This is a genomic window from Pseudomonas sp. LPH60 (assembly GCF_030718165.1).
Classification (GTDB): Bacteria; Pseudomonadota; Gammaproteobacteria; order Pseudomonadales; family Pseudomonadaceae; genus Aquipseudomonas; species Aquipseudomonas danubii.
Genome location: NZ_JAVAJH010000005.1, coordinates 322,204 through 338,057, shown reverse-complemented (window position 1 = coordinate 338,057; position 15,854 = coordinate 322,204). Strand labels below are relative to the sequence as shown.

Below are 15,854 nucleotides of genomic sequence, written 5' to 3'. Positions count from 1 at the left end.
CAGCGAAGGTCGATGGGTGTCTTACCTGGTTTACCGGCCTCTTCGCGGGCAAGCCCGCTCCTACGGCAAGGCCATGACAGGGTACAAAGCGCCCACAAAAAAGCCCCGGCTCGCGAGAGCCGGGGCTTTTTGCATGACGCTACAACAGCTTAGCCGTTGAACACATCATCCACGCTTTTGAGCGGGTAGTTCTTCGGATACGGCAGGGTCGCAACGCCGGTCTCGATGGCAGCCTTGGCCACGGCATCGGAGATCACGGTGATCAGGCGGGCATCCATTGGCTTCGGAATGATGTACTCACGACCGAATTCCAGCTTGATGCCGCCGTAGGCGTCGCACACTTCCTGAGGCACTGGCAGCTTGGCCAGTTCACGCAGGGCGTTGGCTGCAGCGATCTTCATTTCTTCGTTGATACGCTTGGCGCGAACGTCCAGGGCACCACGGAAGATGAACGGGAAGCCCAGAACGTTGTTCACCTGGTTCGGGTAGTCCGAACGGCCAGTGGCCATGATCACGTCATCACGGGTGGCGTGAGCCAGCTCTGGAGCGATTTCCGGATCAGGGTTCGAGCAGGCGAACACGATCGGGTTCGGCGCCATGGACTTCAGGCCTTCAGCGCTCAGCAGGTTCGGACCGGACAGACCCACGAACACGTCGGCACCTTGCAGGGCATCGGCCAGGGTGCGCTTGTCGGTCGCGTGGGCAAACACGGCCTTGTACTGATTCAGGTCGTCACGGCCGGAGTGGATCACACCGGTACGGTCAACCATGAAGATGTTCTCGATCTGCGCACCCATGCTCACCAGCAGTTTCATGCAGGAGATGGCGGCAGCACCGGCACCCAGGCAGACGATCTTGGCGTCGGACAGGGTTTTGCCAGCGATTTCCAGGGCGTTGATCATGCCGGCTGCGGTCACGATCGCGGTGCCGTGCTGGTCATCGTGGAAGACCGGAATGTCGCACTGCTCGATCAGAGCGCGCTCGATCTCAAAGCACTCTGGGGCCTTGATGTCTTCCAGGTTGATGCCACCGAAGGTGATGGAGATGCGCTTGACGGTGTCGATGAAGGCTTGCGGGCTTTCGGAGTCGACTTCGATGTCGAATACATCGATGCCGGCGAAACGCTTGAACAGTACGCCCTTGCCTTCCATCACAGGCTTGGAGGCCAGTGGGCCGAGGTTACCCAGGCCGAGAATCGCGGTGCCATCGGAAATGACGGCAACCAGGTTGCCTTTGCCGGTGTACTTGTAGGCCAGTTCCGGATCGCGAGCGATTTCGCGTACCGGTTCGGCTACGCCGGGGCTGTAGGCCAGCGCCAGATCACGAGCGGTAGCAGTGGCCTTGGTGAGCTCGACACTCAGCTTTCCTGGACGAGGATTGGCATGATATTCGAGAGCGGCAGTTTTCAAATCAGACATGTGGGCATTCCGCTTTTTACTGTTGGACAGACGGACCGCCGAGGATACGCGTGTCGCATAGTCCCTACAAGACTGCCCAGTCACCCCTGTCAAGGCCTGTAGCGTACGACTTTGGGCCAAGAGCCACGGTGCACAAGGCTTTCAACTGTTCACAATCCAATTAAAAAATGTCTACAATTTTTCTTTATCAGAGACGTCTGACCATGGAAGTGTCGGTCACTGACAACATCCAGCGCACCCCGCCCGATGTGGAACCCTCTCGACGGGAGCGCTCCACCACCCAGCCGCGAGCCTCGATTCGCTGCCCCGAAAGCCCCTTGAGCCAGCGACGATCAAAACGCTCCAGGACATTGGGTGCAATGCGCAATACAACCGCGCCCCGCAATGTGATCCAAACACCCCCGCGATTGCGCTGCACCTTGCTCACACGCCCCTCAAGCACAACAAAACCCGAACCGCGAATCTGCTCCGCTTTCAGTACAGGTGAACGCCGCCAGAGCCCCAGCCCGGCTCGGCGCGCATGTTTTTCAGCGGCTTGCTGACAAGCCACCAGGGCGACGTTCGGCGCCAGTGCAATCTGGTAGGCCAGCCCTTCAGCGATCAAGCGCGCCTCAAAGTTGATGCCATTTGCACCATAGACATGAGCCAGGGTCCGGCCATAGCGATCACGCCGCTCACGCCCGGGCAACAAACCGACTCGACCACCGCTCTGCGTCACCAATTGCTGCAAGCGTTGCCGCGCCGCCACCGCGAAAGGCTCGGCCGACCGCCCCTTACCGGCCAGCTCCGGCGCATTGAGGCCGATCATGCGTACGCTGCGGCCATCCTTGAGGCGCAGCGTGTCGCCATCCACCACCCGCTGCACGGTTGCAGGAATCAGTCCCTTCGGTACCGGGCAAAACGCCTGAGCGGTGGTCAGCCAAATCGCAGACACAAAAAAGGCGCCCACTAGGGACGCCTTTTTCATCAGCGAGGAAAGTCGGTAACGGCTTTCCAGAACGATCAGCCTCAGGCCTTTTTCGTTGCGCCGAAAGCACCGAAGCGCGACTTGAACTTGTCGACACGACCGCCAACGTCCAGAGTCTTTTGCTTACCGGTGTAGAACGGGTGGCACTCGTTGCACACGTCCAGGCTCAGAGGCTTGGCCAGGGTGGAGCGAGTTTCGATGACGTTACCGCAGCTGCAAGTGGCGGTAATGGCTTCGTATACTGGATGGATATCGGCTTTCATGGTGTATTCCTCAGGCTAGCGTGCCGCCACCCAACACTATTGTTGAATACCGCACGAATTAGGGCGCGAATTCTACCAGACCCCGTCAATCGCGCAAGAGATCCTGACTGCACTCCATCAGAAAAACCCCGAGCAGCCTTGACAGCACCCGGTTTGCCGTTCCGTGAGCGACGACAGCCGTCCCGGTACAGCTCAAAGCTCGCAGGAACCGGAGCCGTACACGCTTGTGCAGGACACTCCAGAGCGCCTCTGTTAGGCTCCGGGGCTTATTTACTGTCCGCTCAACGAGATCTTCCCGCGTGCCCGACGCCATCCTGCGCCTCGCCCTGCCTTCGCCCCTGCGCCGCTTGTTCGACTACCGTGCACCCGCCGGCGTGCTGCGCGCCCAGCTGCATCCGGGCATGCGCCTGCGGGTGCCGTTCGGCCGTCGGGAAATGATCGGCATTCTGGTGGAAGTGGCGGATCACAGCGAAGTCCCGGCCGAGAAACTCAAGCCGGCGCTGGCCTTGCTGGACCCCACCCCGCCACTGCCACCCGCCCTGTTCAAGCTGTGCCTGTGGACCGCCCAGTATTATCAGCACAGCCTGGGCGACACCCTGAGCTGGGCGCTGCCGGTGCTACTGCGCCAGGGAGAGCTGGCCGAGGCCCGCCAGGAGCGCTTCTGGTCGATTGCCCCTGGCGCCCGCCTTGATGACCCACGCATCGCCCGTGCCCCGCGCCAGCGTGAAGCCCTGGCAACCCTGGCCCAGCATCCCCATGGCGTGCCCCATGCATTGCTGAGCAAGCTGATGCTGAGCAAGGACAGCCTGGATCTGCTTCTGGCCAAGGACCTGGTGCAGGTGGAAGTACGCAAGCACGCTCCGGGCGTGCGCCACGAACACTGGCTGGCCCAACCCGAGTTGCCGCTCAACAGCGAGCAGCGCGCCGCCTACGAGGCCATCCGCGCCGGGTTCGACAGTTATCACGCCTTTCTCCTGGCTGGCGTCACCGGCAGCGGCAAGACCGAGGTCTACCTGCAGTTGATCCGCGAGACCCTGGAAGCCGGCAAGCAGGCGCTGGTGCTGATCCCGGAGATCAACCTGGGGCCGCAAACCCTGGCGCGCTTCGAACAGCGCTTCAACGCCCGCATCGCCCTGCTGCACTCGGCGGTCAATGATCGGGAACGCCTGGACGCCTGGCTCGCGGCCCGCGATGGCGAAGCCGATATCATCATCGGCACCCGCTCGGCCCTGTTCACCCCGATGAAAAATCCCGGGCTGATCATCATCGACGAGGAGCACGATGGCTCCTATAAACAGCAGGAAGGCCTGCGCTACCACGCCCGGGACCTGGCACTGGTGCGGGCACGCCAGGAAAACATCCCGATTGTTCTGGGCTCGGCCACCCCATCCCTGGAAAGCCTGCACAACGCCTACACCGGTCGCTATGGCCTGCTGCGCCTGAACGAGCGGGCCGGTGGCGCCAAACAGCCACGCTTCCTGCGCCTGGATGTGAAGAGTCGCCCCTTGGACAGCGGTATTTCAGGCCCCATGCAACAAGCCATCGGTCAGACCCTGGCCGCCGGGCAGCAAGTGCTGGTGTTTCTCAACCGCCGGGGCTTCGCCCCGACCCTGCTCTGCCACGACTGCGGCTGGATGTCCGAATGCCAGCGCTGCGACGCCCGCATGACCGTGCACCAGCGCTCCGGCGAGTTGCGCTGCCACCATTGTGGCCACGTCGAGCGCGTGCCCCGGCACTGCCCGCAATGCGGCAAGGTCGACCTGCGCCCCGTGGGCGCCGGAACCGAGCGGGCGGAAGAACGCCTGGGAATACTCTTCCCCGACTACCCGGTACTACGGGTGGACCGCGACAGCACCTCACGCAAGGATGCGATGAACCAACTGTTCGCCACCATCCAGAAAGGTCATCCGTGCATCCTGGTGGGCACCCAGATGCTGGCCAAGGGGCACCACTTCCCCCGGGTCACCCTGGTATCGATCCTCGATGCCGACGGCGGCCTGTTCTCCGGCGACTTCCGTGCCAGCGAGCGCATGGCGCAACTGATCGTCCAGGTGGCCGGGCGCGCGGGACGCGCCGAAGAACCGGGCAAGGTGATCATCCAGACTCACCTCGCCGACCACCCGCTACTGGTGCAACTGACCGAACAGGGCTACTTCGCCTTTGCCGAGCAGGCCCTGAGCGAGCGCCGCGCCGCCGGCCTGCCACCCTTCGCCCATCTGGCGCTGCTGCGGGCCGAAGCCCACAAGCCAGGCCAGGCCGAAGGTTTTCTGGACGAAGCCTGCGGCGAAGCCGAGCGCTTGCTGACGGAACAGAACCTGGGCGGCATCGAACTGTTGGGCCCGGTGCCGGCGCCGATGGAGCGGCGCGCCGGACGTTACCGTGCGCAATTGCTGCTACAGGCCAACGCCCGGGCACCGCTGCACCGGCTACTCAGCAGCTGGCTGCTGGTGCTGGAGCAGATGCCCAGCGGGCGCCAGGTGCGCTGGTCGCTGGATGTGGACCCGGTGGATTTGTATTGATCAACATCGCGCCTTTGCGAGCAGGCCGGCTCCCACGATAGATAGCCACCCACCCACAAGAGCAGGCTCGCCCGCGGACGGGACCCAGTAGCCACCACCGATCCCTCAGCAGCCCTCTATAGTTGGCAAGCCCGCTTCAGCAACGGATAATGCCCAGTTTTTCCACCCGCGCACCAAAGCGCCGCCGCGCCAGCGGTCGAACGAGAAGACCATGAAAGACACCATTCGCCAGCTCATCCAGCAAGCCATCACCCAACTCGTCACCGAAGGTGTGTTGCCAGAAGGCCTGACGCCGGCGATCCAGGTCGAAAACACTCGCGACAAGACCCACGGTGACTTCGCCAGCAATATCGCCATGATGCTGGCCAAGCCCGCCGGCATGAAGCCTCGCGACCTGGCGGAAAAAATCATTGCCGCATTGCCGGCCCATGAAGACCTGAGCAAGGCAGAAATCGCCGGCCCGGGCTTCATCAACTTCTTCCAGAACACCCAGGCCCTGGCCGCGCGCCTGGACGCCGCCCTCGGCGACGAACGCCTGGGCGTGCGCAAGGCCAGCCCGGCACAACGCACCGTGGTCGACATGTCGGCGCCAAATCTGGCCAAAGAGATGCACGTCGGCCATCTGCGCTCCACCATCATCGGCGATGGCGTGGCACGAGTCCTGGAGTTCCTCGGCGACACCGTGATCCGCCAGAACCACGTCGGCGACTGGGGCACCCAGTTCGGCATGCTGATGGCGTACCTGGAAGAAAACCCGATTACCAGCGACGAGCTGTCGGACCTGGAGAACTTCTACCGCGCCGCCAAGCAGCGCTTCGACGAATCCGAAGCCTTTGCCGACCGTGCCCGCAGCCTGGTGGTCAAGCTGCAAGCCGGCGATCCGGACTGCCTGGAGCTGTGGACCAAGTTCAAGGACATCTCCCTGTCCCATTGCCAGAAGATCTACGAGCTGCTGAACGTCAAGCTGACCATGGCCGACGTCATGGGCGAGAGCGCCTATAACGACGACCTGATCAATGTGGTCAACGACCTCAAGGCCAAGGGCATGCTGGTGGAGAGCAACGGCGCCCAATGCGTGTTCCTCGACGAGTTCAAGAACGCCGAAGGCGAGCCGCTGCCAGTGATCATCGTCAAGGCCGACGGCGGCTACCTCTACGCCACCACCGACCTGGCCGCCGTGCGCTACCGCAGTGGCAAGCTCAAGGCTGATCGCGCCCTGTACTTCGTCGACCAGCGCCAGGCCCTGCACTTCCAGCAAGTGTTCGCCGTCGCCCGCAAGGCCGGCTTCGTGACCCATCCGATGGAGATGGAACACATGGGCTTTGGCACCATGAACGGCGCTGACGGCCGTCCGTTCAAGACCCGCGACGGCGGCACCGTAAAACTCATCGACCTGCTGACCGAAGCCGAAGAACGCGCCTACGCCCTGGTCAAAGAGAAAAACCCGCAACTGCCGGAAGCCGACCTGCGCAGCATCGCCAAGGTAGTGGGCATCGACTCGGTGAAATACGCCGACCTGTCCAAGCACCGCACCAGCGACTACAGCTTCAACTTCGACCTGATGCTCAACTTCGAAGGCAACACCGCCCCTTACCTGTTGTACGCCTACACCCGCGCCGCCGGTGTGTTCCGCAAGCTGGGCAAGGACTTCAGCGAAGTCGGTGGCCAGATCGAACTGCACGCGGCCCAGGAACTGGAGCTGGCGGCCAAGCTGGCGCAGTTCGGCGAGATCCTCAACAACGTCGCCGACAAGGGCACGCCGCACATCCTCTGCACCTACCTGTACGACGTGGCCGGGCTGTTCTCCAGCTTCTACGAGAACTGCCCGATCCTGGCGGCCGAGACGCCGACGCAGATGCATAGCCGCCTGCGCCTCACCGAACTGACCCGTCGCACCCTCAAGCAAGGTCTGGAACTGCTGGGCCTCAAAGTCCTGGAGCAAATGTAAGTTGGCTGCCAAGAAAAAACCTGCACCCAAGCGTGGCGCCAGCCGTTACCAGGCCCCGGCCAAGAAGCCGATTCCGGGCTGGTTGTGGCTGGCCATCGGCCTGACCATTGGCGCCTTCATCGTATTCCTGATGAAGCTCGAACCAGGCAAGGGCGGCGACAGCGTCAAGCGCGAGAAGATCGAACAGCAGAAAGCCAGCAAGATCGCCGAGGCCAACAAGACCCCGCCGAGCCCGCAGCAACCGGTGAAGCCCAAGTACGACTTCTATACCCTGTTGCCGGAATCGGAAGTGATAGTGCCGCCCGAGGCCGTGCCGGAGAAAACCCTGCCGACGCCGCAAGTGCCACCGGTGCCCACCACCCCGGTGACCCCGGCGGAGGCGGCGAAGATCGACACCGCCCGGGCCCAGGCGGCCCTGGCCGGCATCACCCCACCGCCCGCGCCACCGGTGGCCAAGGCGGCGCCGGTGACCAAGTTCTTCCTCCAGGCCGGCTCGTTCCGCAAGCAGGCCGATGCCGACAAGGTTCGGGCGCAGATCATCCTGCTGGGCCAGTCGGTGGCGGTGGAATCCGGCACGGTGAAGGACGAAACCTGGTACCGGGTATTGGTGGGGCCGTTCAGCAACCGTGAACAACTGACCGTGGCCCAGAAACAACTGGCCGGCGCCGGCTTCAGCAACCTGCTGTTACAACAGCGCCAGAGCCGCTAAGCCGACGGCTACCCGATTGATCGCGAACAAGCCCACTCCTGCACAACGCGCGGTAGGAGCGGGCTTGCCCGCGAAGCTCTTGCAGCTTGCAACAAAGACCGCCGGTCCCCCGCTACAGCCTCCAGTTGAAAAACGCTCAGCCACCCCCATATGAGTTTCCATCAGGGCACTTTCGCCCCGCTGTGTGGAGACTTCCCCTTGACCACCATCGTTTCAGTCCGCCGCCACGGCAAAGTCGTCATGGGCGGCGACGGCCAGGTATCTCTCGGCAACACCGTGATGAAAGGCAACGCGAAAAAAGTCCGTCGCCTGTACCACGGCCAGGTGATCGCCGGTTTTGCCGGGGCCACCGCTGACGCCTTCACCCTGTTCGAACGCTTCGAAGGCCAGCTGGAGAAACATCAGGGTCACTTGGTGCGAGCTGCTGTTGAACTGGCCAAGGAATGGCGCACCGATCGCTCCCTGAGCCGCCTGGAAGCCATGCTGGCTGTCGCCAACAAGGACGCTTCCTTGATCATCACCGGCAACGGCGACGTGGTTGAGCCCGAAGACGGCCTGATCGCCATGGGTTCCGGTGGCGCCTACGCCCAGGCCGCAGCCAGCGCCTTGCTGAAGAAGACCGACCTGTCGGCCCGTGAAATCGTCGAGACCGCCCTGGGCATCGCCGGCGACATCTGTGTATTCACCAACCACACTCAAACCATCGAGGAGCAGGATCTCGCGGAATAAGCCTGTTACGGCGCTCGCGCCACGGCATTCATTCTTGCTTGAGGACCGCCAATTACTATGTCCATGACACCCCGCGAAATCGTCCACGAACTCAACCGCCATATCATCGGCCAGGACGATGCCAAGCGCGCCGTCGCTATCGCTCTGCGTAACCGCTGGCGCCGCATGCAGCTACCGGCCGAGCTGCGCGTTGAAGTAACCCCCAAGAACATCCTGATGATCGGCCCGACCGGTGTCGGCAAGACCGAAATCGCCCGGCGCCTGGCCAAACTGGCCAATGCCCCCTTTATCAAGGTCGAAGCCACTAAATTCACCGAGGTCGGCTATGTCGGCCGCGACGTTGAATCGATCATTCGTGACCTGGCCGACGCGGCGATCAAGATGTTCCGCGAGCAGGAGATGATCCGGGTTCGCCACCGCGCCGAAGACGCCGCCGAAGAACGCATCCTCGATGCCCTGCTGCCACCGGCACGCACCGGTTTTGGCGGCGATGAAGCGCCGGCCCAGGACTCCAACACCCGCCAGCTGTTCCGCAAGCGCCTGCGCGAAGGCCAACTGGACGACAAGGAAATCGAGATCGAAGTGGCGGAAGTCAGCGGTGTCGACATCTCTGCGCCACCGGGCATGGAAGAAATGACCAACCAGCTGCAAAGCCTGTTCGCCAACATGGGCAAGGGCAAGCGCAAGAGCCGCAAGCTCAAGGTCAAGGAAGCGCTGAAACTGGTGCGCGACGAAGAAGCCAGCCGCCTGGTCAACGATGAGGAACTCAAAGCCAAGGCCCTGGAGGCCGTCGAGCAGCATGGCATCGTGTTCATCGACGAGATCGACAAGGTGGCCAAGCGCGGCAATTCCGGCGGCGTCGACGTGTCCCGCGAAGGTGTACAGCGCGACCTGCTGCCGCTGATCGAGGGCTGCACCGTCAACACCAAGCTGGGCATGGTCAAGACCGACCACATCCTGTTCATTGCCTCCGGCGCCTTCCACCTGAGCAAGCCCAGCGATCTGGTGCCAGAGCTGCAAGGCCGCCTGCCGATCCGTGTGGAGCTCAAGGCACTGTCGCCGGAAGACTTCGAGCGCATCCTCAGCGAGCCCCATGCTTCGCTGACCGAGCAGTATCGAGAGCTGCTGAAGACCGAGGGCCTGAATATCGAGTTCCTGCCCGACGGCATCAAGCGCCTGGCGGAGATTGCCTGGCAGGTCAACGAGAAGACCGAAAACATCGGTGCCCGTCGCCTGCACACCCTGCTCGAGCGCCTGCTGGAAGAGGTATCGTTCAGCGCCGGTGACCTGGCCAGCGCTCATAACGAAGAGCCGATCCGCATCGATGCTGCCTACGTCAACAGCCACCTGGGCGAATTGGCGCAGAACGAAGACCTGTCCCGTTATATCCTGTAAGCCTTCACTACCCACGTAGGAGCCGGCCTGTCGGCGATAGGGCCAAACCCGATCGCCGGCAGGCCGGCTGCTACCGGAAGGACTACAGGTCATGAGCAAACTCCCTACCGGCATCAACCTGCATAAAGCCTCGAAAACCCTGACCCTGACCTATGGGCCAGACGAGGTCTATCAGCTGCCCGCAGAATTCCTGCGGGTGCACTCCCCCTCCGCCGAGGTCCAGGGCCACGGCAAACCCATCCTCCAGTTCGGCAAGCTAGGCGTGGGCCTGAGCAAGGTTGAACCGGCTGGCCAGTACGCACTGAAATTGACCTTCGATGATGGCCATGACAGCGGATTGTTCACCTGGGAATACCTGTATCAGTTGGCGCTGCGCCAGGACGATCTGTGGAACGATTATCTGGCGGAGCTCAAAGCCGCCGGAAAAACCCGCGACCCGAATCAGTCCGTCATCAAGCTGATGCTCTAACTCAAGCCTCCGACTGTTTAGAGGGCATTTTCTAATTCCATCTGTTTGAATGCTGGGCTGTATGGCCAATGAATGGCCTGCTTGCGAAAAAAATTAAACTCGGGTAACCAATGGAGCTGGCAAGTTCCCTGCAGAGTTTTGCGAGCCTGTAAGGCAGCGGTGCGCAATTAACGGTCACCCGAGCAGTAGTACCTGGCATCGTGCTGTGTGACTGCACAGCAGGTCCGGTACTCGTCTCAGGACAATGGAGCGTCGTAGATGAGTAACAAGAATAACGATGACCTGAAACGCCAAGCCTCGGAAAACACCCTGGGGCTCAATCCGGTCATCGGCTTGCGTAGAAAGGATCTGCTTACCTCTGCTCGAATGGTGCTTGCCCAGGCCATCAAACAACCCATCCACAGCGTCAAGCACGTTGCGCATTTCGGCCTCGAACTGAAGAACGTGATGTTCGGCAAGTCGACGCTGCAACCGGAGAGCGACGACCGTCGCTTCAACGATCCGGCCTGGAGCCAGAACCCGCTGTACAAACGCTACCTGCAAACCTATCTGGCATGGCGCAAAGAGCTCCACGACTGGATCGGCGACAGCAGCCTGTCGGAACAGGACATCAGCCGCGGCCACTTCGTGATCAACCTGATGACCGAGGCCATGGCCCCGACCAACAGCGCGGCCAACCCTGCCGCAGTCAAACGCTTCTTCGAAACCGGCGGCAAGAGCCTGCTCGACGGCCTGTCCCACCTGGCCAAGGACCTGGTGCACAACGGCGGCATGCCCAGCCAGGTGAATATGGACGCCTTCGAAGTCGGCAAGAACCTGGGCACCAGCGAAGGGGCTGTGGTGTTTCGCAACGATGTCCTGGAACTGATCCAGTACCGGCCAATAACCGAGCAGGTGCATGAACGCCCACTGCTGGTGGTGCCGCCGCAGATCAACAAGTTCTATGTCTTCGACCTCAGCCCGGACAAGAGCCTGGCGCGGTTCTGCCTGCGCAACAATGTGCAGACCTTCATCGTCAGCTGGCGCAACCCCACCAAGGCACAGCGGGAATGGGGCCTGTCCACCTATATCGAGGCCCTGAAAGAGGCCGTCGACGTGGTAACCGCGATCACCGGCAGCAAAGACGTGAACATGCTCGGTGCCTGCTCCGGCGGCATCACCTGCACGGCCTTGCTGGGCCACTATGCAGCGCTGGGGGAGAAGAAGGTCAATGCCCTGACCCTGCTGGTCAGCGTGCTCGACACCACCCTGGATACCCAGGTAGCCCTGTTCGTCGACGAGCAGACTCTGGAAGCGGCCAAGCGCCACTCCTATCAGGCCGGTGTCCTCGAAGGCCGGGACATGGCCAAGGTGTTCGCCTGGATGCGCCCCAACGATCTGATCTGGAACTACTGGGTCAACAACTACCTGCTGGGCAATGAGCCGCCGGTGTTCGACATCCTGTTCTGGAACAACGACACCACCCGCCTGCCTGCCGCGTTCCACGGCGACCTGATCGAGATGTTCAAGAACAATCCGCTGATCCGCCCCAATGCACTGGAAGTGTGCGGGACGCCGATCGACCTGAAGCAGGTCACGGCCGACATTTTCTCCCTGGCCGGCACCAACGATCACATCACCCCGTGGAAGTCCTGCTACAAGTCGGCACAACTGTTCGGCGGCAATGTGGAGTTCGTGCTGTCCAGCAGCGGTCATATCCAGAGCATCCTCAATCCGCCAGGCAACCCGAAAGCGCGTTACATGACCAGCAGCGATATCCCTGCCTGTCCCGATCAGTGGCAGGAAAACTCGGTCAAGCACACCGACTCCTGGTGGTTGCACTGGCAAGCCTGGCAAGCCGAGCGCTCAGGCGAACTGAAAGCCGCACCCAGTGTTCTGGGCAACAAGAAATACCCAGCCGCCGAGGCTGCGCCGGGGACCTACGTCCACGAACGTTGAGCCCAGGTAGTAAACGACGCGGCGCCAGGAGGTGCCGCCAAGCCCTATTCTTGGTACGAGGCCTGGCCTCAGGAAATCCGGAGGACGCCCGGGAAGGCGCCTCCAATGGTTCAATTCACAGGGCTACGGCATGCCACACTCTTTCATCTTCCGTACCGTTGATCTGGACGGCCAGACCATCCGCACTGCGGTACGCCCCGGCAAGCCTCACTTGACGCCGCTGCTGATCTTCAACGGTATCGGTGCCAACCTGGAGCTGGTGTTCCCCTTCGTCCAAGCCCTGGACCCGGACCTGGAGGTCATTGCCTTCGACGTCCCGGGAGTTGGCGGTTCCTCGACCCCAAGCCGGCCTTATCGTTTCCCGGGCCTGGCCAAGCTGACCGCACGCATGCTCGATTACCTGGACTATGGCCAGGTCAACGCGGTGGGCGTTTCATGGGGCGGGGCCCTGGCCCAGCAATTCGCCTACGACTACCCGGAGCGCTGCAAGAAGCTGGTGCTGGCAGCCACCGCCGCCGGCGCTTTCATGGTCCCCGGCAAGCCCAAAGTGCTGTGGATGATGGCCAGTCCGCGGCGCTACGTGCAGCCCTCCCACGTAATGCGCATCGCCCCGCTGATCTACGGTGGCTCCTTCCGCCGCGACCCGAACCTGGCCGCTGAACACGCGGCCAAGGTGCGCTCGGCCGGCAAGCTGGGCTATTACTGGCAGCTGTTCGCCGGCCTGGGCTGGACCAGCATTCACTGGCTGCACAAGATCCGCCAGCCGACCCTGGTGCTGGCCGGTGATGACGATCCGCTGATCCCCTTGGTCAACATGCGTATGCTGGCCTGGCGAATTCCCAACGCCCAACTGCACATCATCGATGACGGCCACCTGTTCCTGATCACCCGGGCCGAGGCCGTTGCCCCCATCATCATGAAGTTCCTCCAGGAGGAACGACAAAGGGCAGTGATGCATCCGCATCCCCAGCCTTTGCGTCCCGTGAAGTAAAAGATACCTGTCGACAGGATCGTCGCGCGCAAGAAGGGCCAGGACCGACTATGTTGTCTGTCTTGGATTGGTCTGCTTGTTAGTGGTTTGACGAAGGAGTGTTGACTCATGCAAGACAAACCTGCGCAGGGCTCGCTGCCCTCCCCCGCAGCCTATATCAACGCACAGAGTGCGATCACCGGTCTGCGCGGCCGGGATCTGCTTTCCACGTTGCGCAGCCTCGCGGCCCACAGTCTACGTAATCCGTTGCACAGCGCCCGTCATACCTTAGCGCTGGGCGGCCAGCTGGGACGCGTGCTGCTGGGGGAAACCCTGCACAAACCCAACCCCAAGGACAACCGTTTCGCCGACCCGGCCTGGACCCTCAACCCTTTTTACAAACGGGGTCTGCAGGCTTACCTGAGCTGGCAGAAGCAAGTCCGGAACTGGATCGACGACAGCACAATGAGCGAGGACGACCGGGCCCGGGCGCACTTTGCCTTTTCCCTGCTCAATGACGCCGTGGCACCCTCCAACACCCTGCTCAACCCACTGGCCCTCAAGGAGATTTTCAACACCGGTGGCAACAGCGTGGTGCGCGGCATCAGCAACCTGGTGGATGACCTGCTGCACAACAACGGATTGCCCAGCCAGGTGACCAAACACGCCTTCGAAGTCGGCCGAAACCTGGCCGTAACCCCGGGTTCGGTGGTGTTTCGCAATGAATTGCTGGAACTGATCCAGTACAGCCCCATGAGCGAAAAACAGTACGCCAAGCCAGTGCTGATCGTGCCGCCACAGATCAACAAGTACTACATTTTCGACCTCAGCCCGGCCAACAGCTTCGTTCAGTACGCGCTGAAGAACGGCCTGCAGGTGTTCATGATCAGCTGGCGCAACCCGGACGTGCGCCATCGCGAATGGGGCCTGTCGAGCTATGTGGAAGCAGCCGAAGAGGCACTGAATGTCGCTCGCGCCATTACCGGCAGTCGGGAAGTCAATCTGGTGGGCGCCTGCGCCGGCGGCCTGACCATCGCCGCCCTGCAAGGCCACCTGCAGGCCAAGCGGCAACTGCGCCGGGTCGCCAGCGCCACCTACCTGGTGAGTCTGCTGGACAGCCAGCTGGACAGCCCGGCCACCTTGTTTGCCGATGAGAAAACCCTGGAGGCAGCCAAGCGTCGCTCCTACCAGCAAGGGGTGCTGGACGGCCGCGACATGGCCAAGGTGTTTGCCTGGATGCGCCCCAACGACCTGATCTGGAACTACTGGGTCAACAACTACCTGCTGGGCAAGGAGCCGCCGGTCTTCGACATCCTGTACTGGAACAACGACAGCACCCGCTTGCCCGCCGCCTTGCACGGCGACCTGCTGGACTTCTTCAAGCACAACCCGCTGAGCCACGAGGGTGGACTGGAAGTCTGCGGCACACCGATCGACTTGCAGAAGGTCACGGTGGACAGCTTCAGCGTGGCCGGGATCAACGACCACATCACGCCCTGGGACGCGGTGTACCGCTCGACCCTGCTGCTGGGAGGCGAGAAACGTTTTGTACTGTCCAACAGCGGGCACGTGCAGAGCATCCTCAACCCACCAAGCAACCCCAAGGCCAACTACGTGGAGAACCACAAGCTCAGCAGCGACCCTCGAGCCTGGTACTACGACGCCAAACACGTCGACGGTAGTTGGTGGAGCCAATGGCTGACCTGGGTTCAGGAACACTCCGGAGCGCAGCGGGAAACCCTGACCACTCTGGGCAACCAGAACTACCCACCGATGGAGGCTGCTCCAGGCACCTACGTGCGCGTGCGCTGAAGACACTTTGCACCACGACTCCGCCGCTGGAGTCGTACCCCTCAATGGACCGACAAGAAGTCAGGATGAAGACCCGCGACCGGATACTCGAATGTGCCCTGCAACTGTTCAACCAGAAGGGCGAGCCCAATGTCTCCACCATGGAGGTGGCCAATGAAATGGGGATCAGCCCCGGCAACCTCTACTACCACTTCCATGGCAAGGAACCTCTGGTGCTCGGCTTGTTCGAGCGTTTCCAGAACGAGCTGACACCGCTGCTGGACCCTCCGTCCGATGCCCAACTGGCGCCGGAAGACTATTGGTTGTTCCTACACTTGATTGTCGAGCGCCTGGCCCACTACCGCTTTCTGTTCCAGGACCTCTCCAACCTTGCGGGACGCCTGCCGAAACTGGCCAAAGGCATTCGCAATCTGCTCAACGCCCTCAAGCGCACCCTGGCTTCCCTGCTGGCTCGGCTCAAGGCCCTAGGCCAACTGGTCAGCGGCACCCAAGCCCTGGGCCAACTGGTGGAACAGATCACCATGACCTTGCTGTTCTCACTGGATTACCAACGGATTCTCGATCGCGAAGGGGAAGTGCGCCTGGTGGTCTACCAGATCATGATGCTGGTGGCGCCGCACCTGCTGCCACCGGCAAAACTGGCCACGGAACAGATGGCCCGGCGTTACCTGGATGAACAGGGGTAGCCGATGGCTCCCCAATAAAAAACGCCCGACC

Annotated in this window: 13 protein-coding genes; 10 read left to right on the top strand and 3 right to left on the bottom strand. The window is 62.0% G+C overall.

Annotation, left to right across the window (positions count from 1 at the left end):
- Positions 1 to 149 precede the first annotated feature (149 nt).
- The 3 genes from Q8O96_RS20080 to rpmE form a co-directional block, all read right to left on the bottom strand.
- The gene (locus Q8O96_RS20080) at positions 150 to 1,418 is read right to left on the bottom strand and encodes a malic enzyme-like NAD(P)-binding protein (protein WP_102862798.1); all 1,269 of its coding nucleotides are present in this window, start codon (positions 1,416 to 1,418) and stop codon (positions 150 to 152) included.
- Positions 1,419 to 1,605: 187 nt separating this feature from the next.
- Entirely contained in the window at positions 1,606 to 2,385 is a 780-nt protein-coding gene (locus tag Q8O96_RS20075) for a thermonuclease family protein (RefSeq protein ID WP_102862797.1), read from the bottom strand.
- 41 nt (positions 2,386 to 2,426) lie between these two features.
- The gene (gene rpmE, locus Q8O96_RS20070; protein ID WP_011058815.1) at positions 2,427 to 2,648 is read right to left on the bottom strand and encodes a 50S ribosomal protein L31; all 222 of its coding nucleotides are present in this window, start codon (positions 2,646 to 2,648) and stop codon (positions 2,427 to 2,429) included.
- 299 nt (positions 2,649 to 2,947) lie between these two features.
- Here rpmE and Q8O96_RS20065 point away from each other — a divergent pair, with 299 nt between their 5' ends.
- From Q8O96_RS20065 to Q8O96_RS20020, 10 genes are all read left to right on the top strand, one after another.
- A complete protein-coding gene (locus Q8O96_RS20065) occupies positions 2,948 to 5,167 on the top strand; it encodes a primosomal protein N' (RefSeq protein WP_213664603.1) in 2,220 nt (739 codons plus the stop codon).
- A gap of 211 nt (positions 5,168 to 5,378) precedes the next feature.
- The gene (gene argS, locus Q8O96_RS20060; protein ID WP_102882089.1) at positions 5,379 to 7,115 is read left to right on the top strand and encodes an arginine--tRNA ligase; all 1,737 of its coding nucleotides are present in this window, start codon (positions 5,379 to 5,381) and stop codon (positions 7,113 to 7,115) included.
- 1 nt (position 7,116) lies between these two features.
- Positions 7,117 to 7,824, top strand: a complete 708-nt coding sequence (locus Q8O96_RS20055) for an SPOR domain-containing protein (protein WP_016962745.1) — start codon at positions 7,117 to 7,119, stop codon at positions 7,822 to 7,824.
- Positions 7,825 to 8,022: 198 nt separating this feature from the next.
- The gene (gene hslV, locus Q8O96_RS20050) at positions 8,023 to 8,553 is read left to right on the top strand and encodes an ATP-dependent protease subunit HslV (protein ID WP_003186641.1); all 531 of its coding nucleotides are present in this window, start codon (positions 8,023 to 8,025) and stop codon (positions 8,551 to 8,553) included.
- Positions 8,554 to 8,610: 57 nt separating this feature from the next.
- Positions 8,611 to 9,948, top strand: a complete 1,338-nt coding sequence (hslU, locus tag Q8O96_RS20045; protein WP_102862794.1) for an ATP-dependent protease ATPase subunit HslU — start codon at positions 8,611 to 8,613, stop codon at positions 9,946 to 9,948.
- A gap of 91 nt (positions 9,949 to 10,039) precedes the next feature.
- Positions 10,040 to 10,417 carry a gamma-butyrobetaine hydroxylase-like domain-containing protein gene (locus Q8O96_RS20040; RefSeq protein WP_102862793.1) on the top strand — a complete coding sequence of 126 codons (378 nt, stop codon included), beginning with the start codon at positions 10,040 to 10,042 and terminating at the stop codon, positions 10,415 to 10,417.
- A 258-nt stretch (positions 10,418 to 10,675) separates the two neighbouring features.
- The gene (gene phaC / locus Q8O96_RS20035) at positions 10,676 to 12,355 is read left to right on the top strand and encodes a class II poly(R)-hydroxyalkanoic acid synthase (RefSeq protein ID WP_102862792.1); all 1,680 of its coding nucleotides are present in this window, start codon (positions 10,676 to 10,678) and stop codon (positions 12,353 to 12,355) included.
- Between the two features lie 130 nt (positions 12,356 to 12,485).
- Complete coding sequence (gene phaZ, locus Q8O96_RS20030; RefSeq protein WP_102862791.1) at positions 12,486 to 13,346, top strand: poly(3-hydroxyalkanoate) depolymerase; 861 nt, start codon at positions 12,486 to 12,488, stop codon at positions 13,344 to 13,346.
- A gap of 108 nt (positions 13,347 to 13,454) precedes the next feature.
- Positions 13,455 to 15,137, top strand: coding sequence for a class II poly(R)-hydroxyalkanoic acid synthase (gene phaC / locus Q8O96_RS20025; RefSeq protein WP_102862790.1), 1,683 nt, complete (start codon positions 13,455 to 13,457; stop codon positions 15,135 to 15,137).
- A 65-nt stretch (positions 15,138 to 15,202) separates the two neighbouring features.
- Positions 15,203 to 15,823: a TetR/AcrR family transcriptional regulator gene (locus Q8O96_RS20020; protein WP_305949359.1), complete on the top strand. Its 621-nt coding sequence runs from the start codon at positions 15,203 to 15,205 to the stop codon at positions 15,821 to 15,823.
- Positions 15,824 to 15,854: the final 31 nt, after the last annotated feature.

Excerpts from the sequence above, each read along its gene's own strand:
- Q8O96_RS20080 (WP_102862798.1), bottom strand. The coding sequence starts at position 1,418 with ATGTCTGATTTGAAAACTGCCGCTCTCGAATATCATGCCAATCCTCGT.
- Q8O96_RS20075 (WP_102862797.1), bottom strand. The coding sequence starts at position 2,385 with ATGAAAAAGGCGTCCCTAGTGGGCGCCTTTTTTGTGTCTGCGATTTGG.
- rpmE (WP_011058815.1), bottom strand. The coding sequence starts at position 2,648 with ATGAAAGCCGATATCCATCCAGTATACGAAGCCATTACCGCCACTTGC.
- argS (WP_102882089.1), top strand. The coding sequence starts at position 5,379 with ATGAAAGACACCATTCGCCAGCTCATCCAGCAAGCCATCACCCAACTC.
- hslU (WP_102862794.1), top strand. The coding sequence starts at position 8,611 with ATGTCCATGACACCCCGCGAAATCGTCCACGAACTCAACCGCCATATC.
- Q8O96_RS20040 (WP_102862793.1), top strand. The coding sequence starts at position 10,040 with ATGAGCAAACTCCCTACCGGCATCAACCTGCATAAAGCCTCGAAAACC.
- phaC (WP_102862792.1), top strand. The coding sequence starts at position 10,676 with ATGAGTAACAAGAATAACGATGACCTGAAACGCCAAGCCTCGGAAAAC.
- phaZ (WP_102862791.1), top strand. The coding sequence starts at position 12,486 with ATGCCACACTCTTTCATCTTCCGTACCGTTGATCTGGACGGCCAGACC.
- phaC (WP_102862790.1), top strand. The coding sequence starts at position 13,455 with ATGCAAGACAAACCTGCGCAGGGCTCGCTGCCCTCCCCCGCAGCCTAT.
- Q8O96_RS20020 (WP_305949359.1), top strand. The coding sequence starts at position 15,203 with ATGAAGACCCGCGACCGGATACTCGAATGTGCCCTGCAACTGTTCAAC.